Origin of the sequence: Bartonella sp. OT172YNZD (assembly GCF_042193725.1) — a bacterium.
GTDB lineage: Bacteria > Pseudomonadota > Alphaproteobacteria > Rhizobiales > Rhizobiaceae > Bartonella > Bartonella grahamii_A.
Window position 1 is genome coordinate 101,116 of the sequence record NZ_JBHILZ010000002.1, and the last position, 19,816, is coordinate 120,931.

Consider the following 19,816-nt stretch of genomic DNA (forward strand, 5'->3'; position numbering starts at 1 on the left):
TTACCATTCTAAAAGATGGTATTTTACAGCATATTTATAATTTTAATCTGTTTATACCAAAGTTTCCATAAATTTAACGGGCTCTCCTTGTGAAGGTGTGACAATTTCACCTTCCCACATAACGCGCATACCACGGATAATAGTCCCAACAGGCCAACCTTTAACTTTTTGACCATCATAAGGTGTCCAACCGGCACGCGAACCAATTAAGCTATTCGTAATAATTTCTTCTCTCTTGAGATCAACAATGGTTAAATCAGCATCGTACCCAACAGCAATGCGCCCTTTACAGCTTATACCAAAAATACGACTAGGGCCATGTGAAGTGAGATCAACAAAACGTTCAAGAGATATTTTTCCTGCATTTACATGTGTCAACATAATTGCTGCTGTTGTTTGCACCCCTGTCATTCCTGAAGGTGAAGAGGGATAAGGTTGAAGTTTTTCTTCAAGAGTATGAGGCGCATGATCTGAGCCTAAGACATCAATAACTCCTTGTTGAACACCGTACCAAAGAGCTTCACGGTGTCGCGACTCACGAATAGGCGGATTCATCTGAATTAATGTACCAAACCTCTTATAATCATCAGCCGTGAGAGTCAAATGATGTTGTGTCACTTCAATTGTTGCAACATCCTTATGTTTTTTTAGAAAATCGATTTCTTCTTCTGTCGAAAGATGTAACACATGAATCCGTGCCTTCGTCTCATGAGCAATTTTTACCAAACGCTGCGTACATTTTAATGCCGCAACTTCATCACGCCAAATCGGATGTGATGATGCATCCCCTTCAATACGCAATATTTTACGCTCTTTGAGCCTCGCCTCATCTTCAGAATGAAAAGCTGCACGACGGCGTGTATTCTTCAAAATAAGGCGTACACTTTCATCATCATCAACCAAAAGATCACCGGTAGAGGACCCCATAAAGACTTTAATTCCAGCCGCACCAGGAAGTCTTTCTAACTCAAAGAGTTCATGGGCATTTTCACGCGTTCCTCCAACCCAAAATGCAAAATCACAATGCATTCGATGAAATCCGCGTTTAACCTTATCGCTTAATGTTTCTTCTGATGTTGTCAAGGGATGGGTATTAGGCATTTCGAAAACTGCCGTAATACCCCCTAACACAGCAGAACACGAGCCACTTTCCAAATCCTCCTTATATTCATGTCCTGGCTCACGAAAATGCACTTGGCTATCAATAATTCCTGGTAAAATATGAAGCCCCGTACAATCAATGACCTCACTAGCCGATGCACATGTAAGGTCGCCTATTTCAGCAATACGACCATTTGTAATACCAATATCACGCTTGCTTCTTCCATCATGATTCACAAGTGTTGCACCTTTAAAAATTGTATCAAATGTTTTAAACATAGCCACGCTCCTTACATATTGCTCACTTATCGATTATGTAACTTTGAGCAGAAAGGCAAGAACCATGATTGAAAAACAAAATGCCATTTGCTTAAAAAACCGCGGGCTTATTCAAATTACAGGCGAAGAAGCAACAGATTTTCTACAATCCCTGATTACGACAGATGTAAAAAAAATCAGCCCACAGGCACTTTTCCCTGGAGCCCTTTTATCCCCACAAGGAAAGGTTCTTGCTGATTTTCTTATCGGAAAAAAAGAAGATGGTTACCTGATTGATATCAGGATGCCTTTAGCTGATACTCTTCACCAACATCTATTGTTCTATAAGCTGCGTAAAAAAGTAGAAATTACACAACCATTACAACAGCTTGTTACAGTTTCTTTGAATAATGAATCAGATACTTTAAATTTTGATTCAAGTTTTGTTGATAAACGCTTCCCAGAACAAGAAAAAATAATACGAATCTATGGCAAAAAACCTTTTTTGACTTCAAAATATCATGACACATGGAATCAATTGCGTATCCGTTATGCAATTGCGGAAAGTGGTCAAGACTATGAAGTTGGCAAAGTCTTTCCTCATGATATTAATTACGATCAAATCAATGGACTTGCATTCAATAAAGGATGTTATATTGGACAAGAAATTGTTGCACGAATGCACCACCGCCGTGCAGCACGTCGTCGTATTTTTATTGTAAAAGGCCAGTGTGAATTAACCCCTCAATCTAGCATTGAAGCAGGAACAAAAGTGCTTGGCTACTTGGGAACATGTGTAGAAAATGAGGCTCTCGCTTTAATGCGTATTGACCACATCAAAGATTCTATGGACCGTAACATCCCCTTTACTGTAAAAAACATTCCTGTCACTATAAACGTTGCTGAAAATATGAATTTTACCTTTCCTGAAAATACTATAGAAAATACGTATGGCTAAAGCTGAATTATTAAAAAATGGAGAAGCACGCGCTTGGCAAAGAATGCTCTCTGGACGCAGACTTGATCTTCTCAACCCTTCTCCTTTTGATGTTGAAATTAAAGATATTGCCCATGGACTTTCTCGCGTGGCACGTTGGAACGGTCAAACACGAGGAGAGCATGCCTATTCTGTTGCACAACATTCACTTTTGGTTGAACAAATATTTCAAAAACTTTTTCCACAATTGGGAAGCAACGAATGTCTTTATGCTCTTCTTCATGATGCTCCAGAATATGTCATCGGCGATATGATTTCCCCCTTTAAAGCTGTCATAGGAAAACAATATGAACGCATTGAAAAGGGCATCCAAGATGCTATCCACATACGCTTTTCTCTTCCCGTTGATCTTTCTCAAAAACTTTTAAAAAAAATCAAACAAGCCGACCGTATCGCTGCCTATTATGAAGCGATTACGCTTGCTGGATTTAATCCAGAAGAAGCTCTTCACTATTTTGGCTCTCCCAATAATATTTTACCCGATGATCTTAATTTATACCCCTATTCTACCCAGCAAATTGAAAACGCATTTTTAACTCGCTTTAATGACCTGGATGCCCAAAGATTATAAACTCTTCGCATTGTTGATTCTTTGTCATTATAGACTCATCACACTGATTTATAATAATAATTCATTGTTTTTTCATGTTGAATGAGAGCCTCTAATATCGTAAGATTCACTGTTTTCAAATCTGTTTATATTGAATCAATCAAAATCATTCTCTTGCACGTCATAAGCGGGGCCGGTATATGGGTAAAAATTTTTAAAGAAAGAATTTAAAATGCCTCTTATGAACCATCTCAAGTGCCAAGTGCTGTCGCAAAATTGAAAATTAGCAAAGTGCATGATGGTGCCTGCTCTCTTATGAAGCGTAAAGATGGTAGTGCTCTATAAATCGTACACTTCATAGGAGCTTTACCATTATACCATTCACGGACACCGCTATGAAATGGGATTGAGTGACTTAAGAGATGTTTCTTAAAAAAAGCACAGCTCAAATTGCATACAAAATATGTGAAATAATGCACATTCATTATCAAAACAACAAATGTTCTCTTGTTAAAATTTTTATCTTAAACTGAAGTTTATTTTAGTTTATAAACTTCATTATCCGCTGGGAAAGCATGAGATGTGACATCCTCTGCATAATTCTTTATTGCAGTTTCCATGGCTTGTTCAAGGTCTCCATAACGGCGTACAAATTTTGGCACATGAGCACCATAACCCAACATATCTTCCATAACCAATACTTGTCCATCACACCGATTGGATGCACCAATACCGATCGTAGGGATAGAAAGCTTTTCTGTCAGTTTTACTGCTAAAGGTTCGACAATCCCTTCTAAAACAGTAGCAAAAGCACCTGCCTCCTCAATTGCAGCCCCATCGGCTTCAATTCTTTGCCAATCACTCTGTTTTCGTCCTTGTGTTTTGAAGCCACCAAAACGATTCACTGCCTGGGGTGTAAGACCAATGTGCCCCATCACTGGAATGCCACGTTTACACAAAAAATCAATTGTTTCCGCTATATAAACACCACCTTCAAGCTTAACTGCACCACACCCCGTTTGAGCAAGAATACGCGATGCATTTAAAAAAGCTTGCTCTGGACTTTCCTCATAAGAGCCAAAAGGCATATCAATAACTACAAGAGCTTTTTGAGATCCACGCACAACGGCTTGCCCGTGTAAAATCATCATATCTAAATTAACAGGAAGCGTTGTCTCAAACCCATACACAACCATACCAACGCTATCACCAACCAAAAGGATATCGCAATATGGATCAGCAATCCGCGCAGTATAAGCTTGATAAGCTGTTAAAGAAACAATTGGCTGTTGTCCCTTTCTTGCACGTATTTCGGAAGATGTTATACGCTTTACGGTTTTATGTACACTCATTTTCCGCCCTTCTCTTGCAATATATATTGATCAATCAGCCTTACCTCACCAAAGCGAACAGTAAGAAGTAAAACTGCTGGTTTATTCAATGTTTCTCTAACCACGCATAAGGTTTCCATATCCCGTAAATCTATTGCTTCAATGATTGCACGCGTTTCTTGTTGTAAAATATCACGAACAGTTTTGCATAATTTATCAACCGACCGTTCACCTTCATGGTAAAGCTTTTCAGCAGCTTTCCCACTTTCAGGAATAATTTTGGCAGCTTTACGATCTTCTAATGTTAAAAACTGATTGCGTGAAGAACAAGCTACACCATCTGACTCCCGTAGAATAGGAACTCCAACAATTTCAATAGGAAAAGCCAAGTCTTCAACCATACGCCGAATAATTAAAATTTGTTGAAAATCCTTTTCTCCAAAAAAAGCCTTATCTGGTTGGACAATGTTAAAAAGTTTAGCAACAACGCTTGTTACACCATAAAAGTGTCCTGGACGTAATTTTCCTATCAAAATACGTGATAATTTTTTCACTTGCACAATTGTATCATTTCCTGGTGGCCACATTTCATCTACAGAAGGAGCAAAAACACATTCAACCCCTCCTTTTTTCAATAAAGCACAATCACCCTTCAAATCTCTTGGATATTGAAAAAAATCTTCATCAGGTCCAAATTGCTTTGGATTGACAAAAATAGAAACCAATACGCGATCACACATTGCTCTTGCATACTGTACTAATGCAAGATGACCATCATGCAATGCTCCCATTGTTGGAACAAAACCAATCGAAAAACCTAAACGTCGTTCCTCTGAAGTATATTGGCGAACTTCAGCAATTGTCTTTAAAACTTTCATTTTCCTATTCAATTATCATCAGATCAATAAATTAATGCTTGTATACCAAATTGGCGCTCAAACAATTGTATCAAATTCATGCGCACTGACGGCTGCTTTATATCTCGTGGCTCCCATACATGACGCATAAGAAAAAAACCCGTCAGTATAAAACCACTTATTATGTCACTAGAATCAGCAGGACGAGTCGTTCTTTGCACAAGAAACTGTGGTAGAATGAGAAGCTTTTTTTTCCAAGGTTCCCCTGCCTCTTCACAAACAGCCCGTCCAGATTTTGGTGATACGTAATGAAGCCTTTCCTGACGACCTGTTGCAGCACAACAAGATAAATCAAGACCAAAACCAAGTTCTTCAAGAAGCCGCATTTCAAAACGTACAAGCAACTCTGCATTTACAAATGGTTCATCAAAATTCTGCATAAAAAGGTGTAAAATATCATATAAAACGGGGTGCGGATCACGTTCGGGAAGAAGCCGCAAATGAAAAGCTATCAATTGCAAAGCATAAAGTGCTTCTGGTAAACAGATTAATCGTGCCGCATGTAAATCAAGAGCTTCAAGCCGAAAAAGTCCTAAATGTTCTTCTAAACGAGCCCACCATTCAGCCTCCACAAAATTTCCAGGTTGAAGAAGAGCTGCCATCCGACGCGACCGCCCTCCTTTTACCACTCCCATATAACGACCATGTTCACGTGTCATAACCTCAAGAATAACACTTGTTTCACCATATTGGCGTGTACCAAGAATAACAGCTTGTTCTTTCCACTTCATTTTACTTTAATTATTTTTAAAAATCTTATTTTAAAAAATCCAATCCCATTTCGCGATAACGTTCTGGATCGGTATCCCAATTATCACGCACTTTCACAAAGAGGAAAAGATGAACCTTTTGATCCATAATTTCCATAAGTTCTTTACGTGCTGCTTGACCAATCGCTTTAATTGTACCGCCTTTTGCTCCTAAGACAATTTTTTTCTGACTCTCCCGCTCGACATAAATAACTTGATTAATTTTAACGGAACCATCTGAACGCTCTTCCCAGCTTTCTGTTTCAACCGTTGAGGAATAAGGAAGTTCATCATGAAGACGAAGAAAAAGTTTTTCACGCGTAATTTCAGCAGCAAGATGACGCATGGGCATATCGGAAATTTGATCTTCCGGATAATACCATGGCCCCTCCTGCATCATGTTACTCAACGCATGAAGTAAATCCTTGCAACCAGAACCGGTTAGAGCAGAAATCATAAATGTTTGCGCAAACTTTACACGTTCATTTATTTTGGTGGTTAACGCTAGAAGAGATGATTTAACAACTGTATCAATCTTATTAAGAACAAGAACTTTTTCTTGTTTCATATTGTTTACAATATCTAACATCATATCAACTTCATCCGAAAGACCACTTTGAGCGTCAATTAAAACGAGCAGAACATCAGCGCTCTTAGCCCCTCCCCAAGCAGCAGCGACCATGGCACGTTCTAAGCGCTTATGGGGACGAAAAACACCCGGTGTATCGACCAACACAATTTGCACATCATCATGAATGACAATACCGCGGATTAAAGTTCGTGTTGTTTGTACCTTATGTGTTACAATTGAAACCTTTGTTCCAACCAATTGATTAACCAATGTCGATTTACCGGCATTAGGCATCCCAATAAGCACAACAAACCCAGAACGCGTTTTCATAACGTCACTCATGATCATTTTTTCTCACTGTTTTCCATACACCCTCTCGTCGCAAAATTTTTTCAGCTGCCATTCTTTCAGCATATCTTTTGGAACTTCCCTGCCCAATCTCTGAAGCAAACCCAGAAATACTTGCCTCTACCATAAAAACAGGATCGTGATCTGGACCTGAACGCTTTATAACCTGATAATGTGGTTGTGCATTGCCTTGGATATGCGCCCATTCCTGTAATTCTGTCTTGGCATCACGTCGACCAGCATCCATTTTCTTTGCCCGACTTTGCCAATATTTTTGAATAAAAGGGCGAACGCTTTCCAATCCTCCATCGAGATATATCACGGCAATCAAAGCTTCCACGACATCTGCATGCATATTGATGAGTCGACGCCCCTCGAAATTTTTCATCTCAAAACCAACACGGATCATATCAGGCAACCTCATTTCACGCGCAATATCAGCACATGTCTGTGCATTGACCAGATGATTCAAACGGACTGATAATTCACCTTCACTTGCCTGAGGAAAAAGTTGATACAGCATTTCTGCAATCAAAAGCCCTAAAACCCGATCCCCTAGAAACTCTAGTCGTTCATAATTCCCCTGTTCCGAATCTTGTACACTCGAGTGTGTTAATGCCCTCTTTAACCTCTCTTCATCTTTAAAACGATGTCCCGTCAGCTTGAAAAGCTGATCAATCATTAGTCGTTTCATCGTTGTTTCCTTGATTGATAAGCGGCAAATCATGAACCGTATTTATGAAAGAAAACAAACGCTTCCAACGCACATCAAATGGCCAGCGCCAAATCTGCCAAGCACTTGAACCGTTACTGATAGAAAAGAAAATCACGCTCGCGCGACCAATAAGATTTTCTTCTGGAACATAGCCTACATCTAAACGACTATCATCTGAATTGTCCCGGTTATCTCCCATCATAAAGTAATGACCTTGAGGAACTTCAAAGACTTTTGTATCATCAACTTTCGGGATGAAAGCTAAATCAAGTGTATCATAACTAACACCGTTAGGCATTGTCTCACGATAAACCTCAACAGGATAGTTAACCTCTGTTATATCAGAATTATCAATCTCCCCCATAAAGTAACGTGAAACAGCCTCATCATTAATATAAAGAACACTTTGACGGACTTGTATACGATCACCTGGTAGCCCAACAACGCGTTTTATATAATCAATCTTCGGATTACTTGGTAAGCGAAAAACGACTACATCTCCACGTTGAGGTTGAGATGCCCAAATCCGTCCAGAAAAAAGAGGAGGAGAAAAGGGGATGGAAAAACGAGAATACCCGTATGCATACTTAGAAACAAACAGATAATCTCCCACCAACAAAGTAGGACGCATTGAACCGGAAGGAATACTAAAAGGCTGGAAAAAAAGTGTCCGAATAAATGCTGCTAAAAGCAGAGCCTGTATTAAAACAGAAATAAATTCACGAAGCCCACCTTTTTTTTCTTTTTTATGCACTTTATCTTTTTGGATCATCACCAACTGCCTTCTCATCACAGATATAATTTTTTTCATCATAATATTCAAATAACAAAAGCACAATCTCTCACACTATCTATCCACGTGGAAGTGCTTCGATAATAATAAATGCTTGTGCCCAAGGAAAATCATCTGTTATGCTAAGATGAATAACTGCCTCATGATGAGGAGGTAATAACTTTTGAAGTTGCACTTGCGCACGATTTGTTAATTGCATTATTGGTTTACCAGATGGCAAATTAACTACCCCCATGTCTTTCCAATTGATACCACAAGCGATTCCCGTTCCTAAGGCTTTAGCACATGCTTCTTTAGCAGCGAATCTTTTTGCATAGGAAGAGGAGCTTTTTTTGAGATTTTCGGATCTATTTCTTTCAATATCCGTAAAAATACGTTGGATAAAACGCTCACCATAACGAACCAACATTTTCTCAATACGTTGTATATCAACCAGATCATTTCCAAGACCAACAATCATAAAATATTACCCGATCTTTCTTACGATAAACGCTTCTTTAAACGCCTTTTTTTTATAATCTTTTGATATCGCTTTTGTTTAAAACGAACCGTTGCTCTGTAAACACCTATATAAGATAAACCACCAAAAACAATACCTAAAAGAGTTCCACCTAAAATCATAGGACTCATAATTGTGTCCCATGCGCCTTTAAAGAGGAGAGAGAGATTTGACAATGTCAAACCATTAAATAGAGCACGAATTTGCGAAAGAGAAATCTCTTTGACATCGCTAAAAAGTGATAAACAAAAATACCCTACTTTATAATCAGCCATGACAATCAATAAAAATGTGAGGGGATTAGAAAAAATCGTCCCAATAATTGCGGCAGCAAAGTTTGCACGTAAAAGCCAAGAAAAAAATATTGCCAAAATAATATGCAACCCAAAGAAAGGGGAACAAGCTAAAAAAATGCCAATAGCAACCCCTAATGCTACTTCATGGGATGTTGCTGATATACGCAAAATACGTTTATGTATGTAGCAAAATGAGCGAGAAAATGAACGACGTGGCCATAACCAAAGTCGAATACGCGTTACAAAATCTATTGGTTCTCGACGACGAAAAAGCATATGACTCTCAATACACATCTTTTGATGATGAAATCATCTATATCATCCAAATTAATCTTTTTAAGCTTTTGCACAAAAAAAAATAGAAAGACAATTAAATATTTCGACTGCCTGGTTTAATCGCTGGAAGAACAGAAAGCTCTGCAGGAAGTGCATCACTAGTATAAGAGGTTATCTCATATCCAGCAAGCGCAATCAATGGAACTCCAACATTGACCTTACCACCAGAACGATCAAGGATACATGCACTGGCCAATACCTCTGCTCCTGCTGCAACGAGCGCCTCAACCGTCTCACGAATGGAAAGACCCGTTGTCACAATATCTTCGACAATAACAACCCGTGCACCCTTCTTGATTTCAAAACGACGCAATTCAAAGATGCCATTTACACGCTCTACCCAAAGAGAAGGAACACCAAGGTGACGTGAAGTTTCATAGGAAGGAATAAGACCGCCAATTGCGGGACCAACAACATAATCAATTTTTCCCTCAATAGATTTTTTGATTTTTTCAGCCAATCCACGACATAACTTTTCCGTCAAGTCAGCATGCATGAATACTTTCGCTTTTTGCATATAAGTCGCACTATGGCGCCCCGATGTTAAAATAAAATGCCCTTCTAGAATAGCATCTGCTTGTTTAAAAATATCAATGACATCTTGTGTATTCATTGCAAAATCTTTCTTTTTATCCATGAACCCGCCGTACTGTACTTACTGAACCTACCTCTTTTAACTGAGAAAAAATACGATTCAAATGTTTTAAATCCCACACTTCCAAATCAATCATAATTTCTGTAAAATCTGGGGCTGTACGGATAAAAGATAAATTTTGGATATTGGCATCATTAGCAGAAATTATTTGTGTAATTTCAGCCAAAGAACCAGGACTATTTACAACCAAAACATTCATCCGTGCAGGAAAACGTTCATTCATTTGGGCATCAATATCCCAGCGGACATCAATCCAGCGTTCTGGCTGATCATCATACGCCATCAAAGCTGAAGACTGTATTGGATAAATAACGATCCCAGCCCCTGGCTGCAGAATACCAACAATCCGATCTCCAGGTACTGCTCCTTCCGGTGAAAAACGTACGGGTATATCTCCACGGGTTCCTCTAATAGGCAATGCTTTAGATTGATGATTTTCGACCATTGCATTCTTTTCATTTTCTGGAACTTTAAAAATCATACCTTGAGCATTTTCAATATTAAACCAACCTTCTTCCCCAGGCTTAAAAGATGACTTTTGTACCACACGGTGATCTTGATAATCAGGATAAACCGCTTTAATCACATCAGCGGAAAACAGCTCTCCACGCCCAACAGCAGCCAATACATCCTCTACATCTTTACGTGCTAAACGTGGCAAAACTTTCTTCAACACGTCTTTTGAAAATTGTTTTCCCATATATTCAAATGAACGCTCGAGAATACGATATCCTAAACCCGAATATTGTTTACGTACCGCGGCACGGCTTGCTCGTCGAATAGCTGAACGTGCTTTACCTGTGACAACAAGAAACTCCCATGCAGCTGGCGGAATTTGAGCGTGTGAACGAATAATATCAACCTCATCACCATTTTTTAATTTGGTCATTAAAGGCATAATACGACCATTGATTTTTACACCCACACAAGAATCACCGATGTCTGTATGAACGGCATAAGCAAAATCAATAGGCGTAGCTCCTTTAGGAAAAGCAATTAATCGACCTTTCGGCGTAAAACAAAAAACTTGGTCTTGAAAAAGCTCAAGTTTTGTATGTTCTAAAAACTCTTCTGGATTATCTCCATCAGACAAAGATTGTACCGTTTGACGCAACCATGCATAGGCATTCGTTTCGCTTGATAACTTCAAAGTCGAATAATTGGAACCGTGCTCTTTATATATAGAATGAGCAGCAACCCCATATTCAGCAACTTCATCCATAGCTGCCGTTCTAATTTGCAACTCAACACGTTGTCTTGAAGGACCCACAATTGTTGTATGAATAGAACGGTAATCATTTTGCTTTGGTATAGAGATATAATCTTTAAAACGACCGGGAACCATTGGCCATGTCGTATGAATGACACCAAGAGCACGATAGCAATCATGTACTGTTTCAACAATCACACGAAATCCAAAAATATCCGATAACTGTTCAAAAGATAATGCTTTACTTTCCATTTTGCGAAAGACTGAATAAGATTTTTTCTGACGGCTTTTAACATTCGCTTTAATGCCATGCTCGAAAAAAAGTTTTGTCAATTCATTTTCAATTGTGGAAAGCAAATCACGGTTGTGTTTCAATAATTCAGAAAGTCGATTGGTAATCGTACGATAACCTTCTGGATTTAAATAAAAGAAAGAAAGATCCTCTAATTCCTCGCGCATATCCTGCATACCCATACGTCCTGCAAGTGGCGCATAAATATCCATCGTCTCCTCAGCAATTCGCCGACGTTTATCATCACGCATAACACCCAAGGTACGCATATTATGAAGGCGGTCAGCAAGTTTGACTAAAAGAACACGAACATCATCAGAAATGGCAATAAGAAGTTTACGAAGATTTTCTGCCTGTACGGCTTTTTTTGATACAAGATCAAGCTTATTAAGCTTTGTAAGTCCTTCAACCAACTTCCCAATTTCAGAACCAAAAAGCTGATCAATTTCTGCTCGTGTAGCGCTTGTATCTTCAATTGTATCATGCAAAAGAGCAACAGCAATCGTTGCCTCATCCAACCGCATATCTGTCAAAATAGCAGCAACTTCCAAAGGATGAGAAAAATAAAGATCACCCGAAGCACGCTTTTGATGTCCATGCTTTCTCATCGCATAATCATAGGCCCTGTTTAAAAGAGCCTCATCTACGTCAGACTTGTAACGTTGAACACGTCCAACAAGCTCACACTGACGCATCATAAGAGCATATCCTTTATCTTTTCACACCCCTAATGCTTATTGAACACGTCTTATCAATAAAAGACAAGAAAAATAACTGCCCCTTACAGACAAGATATCTTTACTCCTGTAATATAAATTGCCGCAATTAATAATCGTCACTTTTTTCTGGAACAACCAAACCTTCAATACCCGCTAAAAGCTCTTCTTCTGACATATGATCAAATGAAGTACCTTCTTCTTGCGACGACGTATTAAAAACACTTTCAGCTTCACCTGAATGGGTAATAAATTCACTTGCCATTTCTGGTTCATCTACTTCCACATGCTTTTGCAGTGAATGAATAAGGTCCTCCTTTAAATCAGCAGGCGACAATGTTTCTTCTGCTATTTCACGCAAAGCAACAACTGGATTTTTATCATTATCACGATCAACCGTAATCTGCGCTCCTTGTGAAATCTGACGCGCCCGATGACCTGCTAAAAGCACCAATTCAAAGCGGTTATCAACTTTATCAATACAATCTTCTACCGTTACGCGGGCCATTTATGCCTCTTTCTCAAATAAAAAATTTAATAGCGGATAGAGAAGTATATACAATAATCAAAATAAAACACAAGAAAAACAACACAAACTTTTATATTTTTTGATTAAAGAACTTATTTAAGAAAATTCTTGGAAAATTTATAAAAAGGTATAACCTATTTATGCTCGTTATCAAAGCTGCTCTTAAAAGCATTCCAATAGATTGCCTTCAAACAAAGGAAGGTCTTTCTTGACAAAATGCTTGTTTGGAGTCTTCATCCTTTTAAAAAGAATACCAGCTGTTTAAAATCCTTTGCAATAACGGCAGCCTTATGCATACTTTTTATGATAATATCTTGATTTAAAGAGAGAACTTTTTTCCTTGAACATCATGTGTATTGCACTCTTATTCATCAAATAAATTACTGAAAGATTACCTCTCTTTACATAATAATGAGCAATAAATTTACATTAAATTTTATTTATATTCATTATAGATTGTTTCTCAAAACATAATCCATCATATACGCTATAAAAGACTCAAAAAAATAGAAAAAACGATTGATGCCTAACACCATGAATAGCCAATTAACATCACTTTGCCCAGAACCACCCCAAAATTGCAATTTATGTCCTAGGCTCCATCAGTTTATCGCTGACTGGCGTATAAAAGAACCAAGTTGGTATAACGCACCGGTGCGCCCATTCTTTCCTTATAAAGGAGCAAACACAACGCGCCTTCTTATTGTTGGGCTTGCTCCTGGATTACGCGGAGCAAATCGAACTGGACGTCCATTCACTGGTGATTACGCTGGGCACTTACTTTATTCAACTTTAAAAAAATTTGGTTTTGCCCAAGGAACCTTTGAAGAAAAAGCAGACGATACTCTTGAATTGATTGATGCAGCAATCGTTAACTCTGTTCGTTGTGTTCCCCCAGAAAATAAACCCACCGGTGCAGAAATTAACACGTGTCGCTATTTCTTCTCACCTCTTTTAACAAATCTTCCTAAACTTAAAGCCGTTATTACCTTAGGTACCATTGCGCACCATTCAACGATACGTGCCCTTAATGCAAAAGTTTTAGCTCACCCTTTTGGACACGGCGAAATCAATAACATCGGCAGATTACGCATCTTTTCGAGCTATCACTGTTCTCGTTATAATACAAATACTGGACGCTTGACAGACGCCATGTTTCACCAAATTTTTCAAGCAGCAAAAACATACTTAGATCAATGCTAAAACTGTTTTAAACCAGCGCTATAAATAAAGGATATCTAAATAGCATCCGTCATCCATATCTTTTTAAAAGTCTTGCTTTTTCACGTCCCCAATCGCGTTTTTTTTCTGTTTCGCGCTTATCATGAAGCTTTTTTCCCCGCGCTAGAGCAATCTCCAACTTAACGCGCCCTCGTTCATTAAAATAAAGTTTAAGAGGAACAAGTGTCATTCCTTCACGAGACGTTGCATTAAAAAAACGTGCCATCTCACGTTTTGAAAGTAATAACTTGCGCAAACGTCTCGGTTCATGATTAAAACGATTAGCCTGCGTATATTCAGGAATATAGCTGTTTACTAACCATAATTCCCCATTCTCAAAACTCGCATAGCTTTCAGCAATATTGGCATGATTAGAACGTAAGGACTTTACTTCCGCTCCCTGAAGGACAAGACCAGCCTCGAGATTATTAAGGATTTCAAAATTAAAACGTGCTTTACGATTGTCAGCAATTATTTTCCGTACGGACGCGTACTTTTTTTTATTCATGGCTTTGTCAATATCATTTTATGCTTTTAAAAGACCAGCATGACTGAGGGCTGCATCAATAATCTTCTTTGTTCTTTCTGTTAATGGAACAATCGGAGAACGCACAGTATCACTACAAAATCCTAATTTGGCAGCAGCATATTTAATACCTGCTGGACTAGGTTCAATAAACACAGCACGATTAAGAGGCATCAAGCGATCATTTAATTCTCGTGCTGTTTTATAATCACCACGAAAACAAGCGGCTTGAAGCTCTGCACAAAGCTTTGGAGCAACATTGGAGGAAACTGAAATACACCCCATACCTCCATGTGCATTAAAACCTAACGCTGTACAATCATCACCGGAAAACTGTACAAAATCCTTCCCACACTTTTCACGTTGTTCACTAACGCGTTCAATTCTGCTTGTTGCATCCTTTACACCAATGATATTTTTAAAATCTTGATAAAGGTCTTTCATCGTTTCAACAGCCATATCGATAACAGAACGACCAGGAATATTATAAATTATAATCGGAATAGAAACAGCCTTGGCAATGGAAGAAAAATGTTTGTATAAACCAGATTGATTTGGTCTATTATAATAGGGAGTGACAACCAAAACTGCATCTGCACCAGCTTTTTGCGCGTATTGTGCAAGCTCTACAGCCTCACTTGTGCTATTTGATCCCGCTCCAGCAACAACAGGAACACGCTTTGCGACCTGCTCAACACACAATTCTATAATCCGCTTATGTTCTTCATGACTTAACGTTGCTGATTCACCCGTTGTCCCAACTGGGCTTACACCGTTAATCCCTTGTGTGATCTGCCATTCAATAAAATCACAAAACGCCTTCTCATCGATTGCGCCCTTGCTATCAAACGGTGTAATAAGCGCAGTTATAGCTCCCTTGAGCATGATAAACTCCCTATAATGTTCGCTTTTATTTTTTAATAATCGCCTTTTATAAATTTTAAATAGAGCATAATCTTGCTCTATCATTGAAGCAAGATGAATTTCAAAAAAAGCCCTCATAAGATGAAAATGCCTCTCCTTAAATGTGCACATTTCTTTAAAATAAGCCGTCTATATTAACGCGTTTTTCATGCTTGTGTTCTATAAATCCTTAAGTTTTTACAAAAAGCAAGGTCTCAAGGTCTTTTCTCTATGCATGTATTTTCTACCTCTCTTTTCGTATCAACCTTTACTGCACTTATACTGGCAATAAGAATTTTATTTTCAAGTGCATACGCGCAAACACCTCTTTTGCACGGGAAAGCGCCAATCCCTTTGGTGCGCCCTATTCCCGTTACCAAAAAAGAAGCTCAAGAGCCTCTTCAACAGATACACACGACATCACACAATACTGCTACACTTCAGAAACTGAAAGCTGGGCTAGATGCACTAGCAAACAACAATATTGCAAAAACAATAAATCTTCGTAATTCAATGGAAAAACACAGCCTTGATCGTCATATTTTGACATGGGCGCTGGGGGTATCAAACCAAGCTAATATACCAAGTTCTGAAATATTTAATGCAATCAACATGCTAAAAGGATGGCCAGGTATAGAAACAATGCAACGCAATGCTGAACGTGCTTTTCTTAACGAAACCAATGACACACGCGCAATCATCCAAAAATTTTCTTATCACCCGCCCCAAACAGCACAAGGGATGGCTCTCTTCGCTAAAGCACTTATCGCAACGGGACAAACCACCCGTGCTCAACACGTTATTGCACCATGGTGGCATAAAACACAGCTTAATGCAAAAGAAGAAATCTTTGTTCTTAAAAATGCAAGTGCTGCATTAAAACCTATTGATCATTTGAAACGCATGCAGTTTATGCTGTATGCATGTCGTTTTGATTCAGCAGCACGCGTTGCAAAATTAGCCCATGCTCCATCTCTTTTTGATGCTTTTGTGGCCGTTGAAAAAAATGACCCTAGAGCTACACAAAAATTAAAAGCTGTAGAGAGATCATGGCAAAAAGATCCTCTTTTTCAGTTTGCTCAAATACGCCATCTTCGACGAACAGAGCAATATGATGCAGCCGCAGCACTCATGATGAAAACATCAAAAAATGCATTCCGCCTTATGAACCCTCATTCATTGTGGAAAGAACAACGCGCCCTTTCTCGTGAAATGCTCGATTTAAACAAACCAAAAATTGCTTATCAACTCGTTGCAATGCACACTGGTATAACATCTGCATTAGCCGTCGATGCTGAGTTTCATGCAGGATGGTACGCACTACGGTTTCTTCATAACCCTAAATTGGCAATGCAGCATTTTTCACGTATTCCTCAACTCTCTTCTTTACCTTTTTCTGCATCACGTGGATATTACTGGATGGGACGAACAGCAGAAAAGCTAGAAGAACATAAAAATGCCCAACAATACTTTCATCGCGCAGCTCATTTTGGCGCAACTTACTATGGTCAATTAGCCGCTGCACGACTCAACCAAAAAAAGCTTAAAGTTTCCTTTCCCAAACCCACAACCGCTGAGCGACAACATTTTAGTGCACGAAAAGCAATCAAAGCAATTCAACGTCTTGAAGCAGCTGGCTATGCTGATTTTGCTAAATTTTTTTATAGAGAGCTCGGAAAAAAAATAGAAAGCCCCGGTGAATTAGCTCTTCTGGCTGTTATGGCAGAAAAAAATGGAGACTATTATACCAGCCTCAAAATTGGAAAAATGGCTGTTTTTCAGGGAAAAAATGTTGGTGCACTCTCTCATCCTCTGGGTGCTATACCAGCTTCTGCTAATATTTCTATAGAAGAAAAATCGCTTCTCTATGCCATTGCTCGCCAAGAAAGCGAATTTAATCCAACAGCCATATCAAAAGCAGGTGCACAAGGTATACTCCAATTGCTTCCTACAACAGCAAAAGCACTGGCAAAAAAATATTCAATCGCATGGTCCCCTAAAAAATTTAGTAGTGATGCTCATTATAATGCAACATTAGGTGCCCATTTTCTCAATGAACAATTGGAACGTTTTAATGGATCCTATATACTAACTCTTATTGGCTATAATGCGGGTCCCCGTCGAGTCAATGAATGGATAAAACGTTATGGCGATCCTCGAGGACAATCTCTCGATAACGTCATTGATTGGATTGAGCGTATTCCTTATACAGAAACACGTAATTACGTGATGCGTGTCATGGAAAATTATGGTGTCTACAAAGCAAGACTCACTGGAAAAATAGATATAAAAACCGACCTTCTTTCTGGTCGATAGAAATAAATAATATGCCTTAACTTCCTAAATAGCATTTGAAAGCGTTCATAAGAAGTGTTTTTATTCCTTATTTAATAGTACCCACATACCAACCTACTTATGATGTATAAGCAAGTAATTTTAATTAATTCAGTATCAATAAATTCGAAATGAGAAAATCCTATGCTATTTAGGTCTTTTATACCAAATACAAAATGATGAATTATCATTATAAATCAACATGTCGTACAAATAGTTCATTTCTTCTCAACATAAACAACAATATCATAGATGATTACAAATATTAAGAGAAGAGTGAAACAAATGGCTCATCCTTTTACTGTTTCTTATTAGTCAATATTCAAATCTTATACAACAGCATATTTCAAGATTATTTTGTTCTGCTTATAACATTTCTATACCAAAGAAGAGTACGTTATTATATATATCATTTGGATTATCTCTAATAACAGAAAAACAGACTCATCGAGTTAGAAAGCCTTAAAGCCAAACAATTCTCTTCTGCCCCTTCCCTTTTCATTCGGTTTTACGACTTTTAAATATGTCAATATCTTTTAATGATGAAGATAAAGCTTTGCTTTTTGTTTTTCTCATTTTCGCATATAAGCTCATATCCTTTACACAAAACAGAGCACCCCCAAATAGTATGTTTTTCTTATTTATATTCTTGTTTTATTTTAATGTTCCTAAGTCCATTTCACAACGGTGTATCTGAAAAATACTTACAAAAACCCTCTCACGAATGGTATAAAAATCGATTAGACACGATTAACCTTTACTTAATAAAAGCTATAGCTCTATCATCCTTAACTCCCAATGTTGCAACAGCCCTTTCATTTAGAGCATTCATAAGAAGTATATTCACTGCTTTTTAGAAGTTTTTATCCATGCTTCCCCTCAACTTGTGTCATAAGTAAGCAGATAGTTTTGATTGATTCAACGTCAAAAAATTCGAACGAACTATATTTGCACTTTCATTCAAATTATAAACAATCATTATAAATCAATATATTATAAGAAAAATGCCCCGCATAAAAAATCAGCTAAATATCAGGGATACTCTGATTTTTTTATTCGCTTTTGATGGTGGTGGTGGTGGAAAAGAACCAACGCGTTGAAGTGCTGCCATAGCTAATCGATCAAGTTCTGGATCTCCAGCAGAAGCGGCAACACGGCTAGAAAAAATGCTTCCTTGCTCATGCACCCTAAACTCTAACTTCACCGTTCCTTTTGCTCGGCTAGTACGCTGTCCTACAACATAATTTTTTTGCCTTTCTAATTGTGACTGTACCTTTGCTAACCACTCCATTAACAACATATCTTCAAGCCCTGCTGTCCCGACATCCTTGTTGGTGGAAGAAGAACGTACGGCCTTTGCATTGGAGCGCTTTACTACAGCCTTTGGCATAGGTATTGTTTTTTTGATAAACGCTTTATGCTCCACTTTTTGAGGAAGGGGCTCTTCCAAAGACTTTAAGTCATCTTGTTCTACCATATGCTGAGGTTCTTCCGATTGAATTTCATCCACGGATTCCAATTCCTCTGACTCCTTCTCTAAAAGATCAGACTGTAATACTTTTGGCTCTGTATTAATATCCGACTCTGTATGAATATCTGACAAGTCTGTACCAACATCCGGATATACAGTTTCTTGCACAAAAGTCAGCATAATCTCCGACGAGAGCAAGCCATTACTTACACCAATATTTTGAAAATAAAACTGCGCTCCCAATAATACATGCAAAAAGAAAGCTCCAACAAATGCACCAATCCAACGAGTTAATAATTGCTTCGTATTTACAAAATGCATCGTTTCTTCTGCCACTATTTTAAGCTTATTATTGGTGTTCAATCTCATTAAAACAGGCTATTTTGAAATTGCAACTTTTTTCTTGACTGATTTTGTCATGTTTAATATGGTTTTCTAGTGATTTTGTGTTGTTGGCAAAATCATTTCTGCTTGGCTGGCAAGTTTTAATCAGCGAGT

General features: G+C 38.3%; 19 protein-coding genes. 4 read left to right on the forward strand and 15 right to left on the reverse strand.

The window, feature by feature from the left end; translation table 11 throughout:
- Positions 1-51: 51 nt before the first annotated feature.
- On the reverse strand, positions 52-1,380 hold the full coding sequence (locus ACFIJS_RS01335) for a dihydroorotase (RefSeq protein WP_375649128.1): 1,329 nt from the start codon (positions 1,378-1,380) through the stop codon (positions 52-54).
- Positions 1,381-1,444: 64 nt separating this feature from the next.
- On the opposite strand from ACFIJS_RS01335, the gene ACFIJS_RS01340 reads away from it, so the two are divergent.
- Positions 1,445-2,317 carry a YgfZ/GcvT domain-containing protein gene (locus ACFIJS_RS01340; RefSeq protein WP_375649131.1) on the forward strand — a complete coding sequence of 291 codons (873 nt, stop codon included), beginning with the start codon at positions 1,445-1,447 and terminating at the stop codon, positions 2,315-2,317.
- Positions 2,310-2,927, forward strand: a complete 618-nt coding sequence (locus ACFIJS_RS01345; RefSeq protein WP_375649133.1) for a YfbR-like 5'-deoxynucleotidase — start codon at positions 2,310-2,312, stop codon at positions 2,925-2,927. The genes ACFIJS_RS01340 and ACFIJS_RS01345 overlap by 8 nt, the downstream gene beginning before the upstream one ends.
- A gap of 515 nt (positions 2,928-3,442) precedes the next feature.
- Here the strand turns inward: ACFIJS_RS01345 and panB are convergent.
- The 11 genes from panB to rpoZ all read right to left on the reverse strand — a co-directional run bounded on the left by panB (position 3,443) and on the right by rpoZ (position 12,842).
- The gene (panB, locus tag ACFIJS_RS01350) at positions 3,443-4,258 is read right to left on the reverse strand and encodes a 3-methyl-2-oxobutanoate hydroxymethyltransferase (RefSeq protein ID WP_375649135.1); all 816 of its coding nucleotides are present in this window, start codon (positions 4,256-4,258) and stop codon (positions 3,443-3,445) included.
- Complete coding sequence (gene panC / locus ACFIJS_RS01355) at positions 4,255-5,115, reverse strand: pantoate--beta-alanine ligase (RefSeq protein ID WP_375649137.1); 861 nt, start codon at positions 5,113-5,115, stop codon at positions 4,255-4,257. The genes panB and panC overlap by 4 nt, the downstream gene beginning before the upstream one ends.
- A 23-nt stretch (positions 5,116-5,138) precedes the next feature.
- Positions 5,139-5,885, reverse strand: coding sequence for a DNA repair protein RecO (gene recO / locus ACFIJS_RS01360; RefSeq protein ID WP_375649139.1), 747 nt, complete (start codon positions 5,883-5,885; stop codon positions 5,139-5,141).
- 25 nt (positions 5,886-5,910) lie between these two features.
- Complete coding sequence (gene era, locus ACFIJS_RS01365; protein WP_375649307.1) at positions 5,911-6,816, reverse strand: GTPase Era; 906 nt, start codon at positions 6,814-6,816, stop codon at positions 5,911-5,913.
- Positions 6,809-7,516 carry a ribonuclease III gene (rnc, locus tag ACFIJS_RS01370; protein ID WP_375649141.1) on the reverse strand — a complete coding sequence of 236 codons (708 nt, stop codon included), beginning with the start codon at positions 7,514-7,516 and terminating at the stop codon, positions 6,809-6,811. Before rnc ends, era begins: the two co-directional genes overlap by 8 nt.
- Positions 7,497-8,309 carry a signal peptidase I gene (gene lepB / locus ACFIJS_RS01375; RefSeq protein WP_375649144.1) on the reverse strand — a complete coding sequence of 271 codons (813 nt, stop codon included), beginning with the start codon at positions 8,307-8,309 and terminating at the stop codon, positions 7,497-7,499. The genes rnc and lepB overlap by 20 nt, the downstream gene beginning before the upstream one ends.
- Positions 8,310-8,388: 79 nt before the next feature.
- Entirely contained in the window at positions 8,389-8,790 is a 402-nt protein-coding gene (gene acpS, locus ACFIJS_RS01380) for a holo-ACP synthase (protein WP_375649147.1), read from the reverse strand.
- A gap of 20 nt (positions 8,791-8,810) precedes the next feature.
- Positions 8,811-9,401, reverse strand: a complete 591-nt coding sequence (locus tag ACFIJS_RS01385) for a DUF2062 domain-containing protein (RefSeq protein ID WP_375649149.1) — start codon at positions 9,399-9,401, stop codon at positions 8,811-8,813.
- Between the two features lie 94 nt (positions 9,402-9,495).
- Positions 9,496-10,074 carry an orotate phosphoribosyltransferase gene (pyrE, locus tag ACFIJS_RS01390; RefSeq protein WP_375649309.1) on the reverse strand — a complete coding sequence of 193 codons (579 nt, stop codon included), beginning with the start codon at positions 10,072-10,074 and terminating at the stop codon, positions 9,496-9,498.
- A 16-nt stretch (positions 10,075-10,090) separates the two neighbouring features.
- Positions 10,091-12,316: a RelA/SpoT family protein gene (locus tag ACFIJS_RS01395; RefSeq protein ID WP_375649152.1), complete on the reverse strand. Its 2,226-nt coding sequence runs from the start codon at positions 12,314-12,316 to the stop codon at positions 10,091-10,093.
- 127 nt (positions 12,317-12,443) lie between these two features.
- Positions 12,444-12,842: a DNA-directed RNA polymerase subunit omega gene (gene rpoZ, locus ACFIJS_RS01400; protein ID WP_273791104.1), complete on the reverse strand. Its 399-nt coding sequence runs from the start codon at positions 12,840-12,842 to the stop codon at positions 12,444-12,446.
- Between the two features lie 555 nt (positions 12,843-13,397).
- Here rpoZ and ACFIJS_RS01405 point away from each other — a divergent pair.
- Positions 13,398-14,066, forward strand: a complete 669-nt coding sequence (locus tag ACFIJS_RS01405; RefSeq protein WP_375649311.1) for a uracil-DNA glycosylase — start codon at positions 13,398-13,400, stop codon at positions 14,064-14,066.
- 49 nt (positions 14,067-14,115) lie between these two features.
- On the opposite strand, the gene smpB is transcribed toward ACFIJS_RS01405, so the two are convergent.
- Both smpB and dapA read right to left on the reverse strand, forming a co-directional pair.
- Positions 14,116-14,592, reverse strand: a complete 477-nt coding sequence (smpB, locus tag ACFIJS_RS01410) for an SsrA-binding protein SmpB (protein WP_375649154.1) — start codon at positions 14,590-14,592, stop codon at positions 14,116-14,118.
- Between the two features lie 18 nt (positions 14,593-14,610).
- Positions 14,611-15,495 carry a 4-hydroxy-tetrahydrodipicolinate synthase gene (gene dapA / locus ACFIJS_RS01415; protein ID WP_375649157.1) on the reverse strand — a complete coding sequence of 295 codons (885 nt, stop codon included), beginning with the start codon at positions 15,493-15,495 and terminating at the stop codon, positions 14,611-14,613.
- A 249-nt stretch (positions 15,496-15,744) separates the two neighbouring features.
- On the opposite strand from dapA, the gene ACFIJS_RS01420 reads away from it, so the two are divergent.
- Positions 15,745-17,829, forward strand: a complete 2,085-nt coding sequence (locus tag ACFIJS_RS01420; RefSeq protein WP_375649159.1) for a lytic transglycosylase domain-containing protein — start codon at positions 15,745-15,747, stop codon at positions 17,827-17,829.
- A gap of 1,039 nt (positions 17,830-18,868) precedes the next feature.
- On the opposite strand, the gene ACFIJS_RS01425 is transcribed toward ACFIJS_RS01420, so the two are convergent.
- A complete protein-coding gene (locus ACFIJS_RS01425; RefSeq protein ID WP_375649314.1) occupies positions 18,869-19,639 on the reverse strand; it encodes a cell envelope integrity protein TolA in 771 nt (256 codons plus the stop codon).
- Positions 19,640-19,816 lie beyond the last annotated feature (177 nt).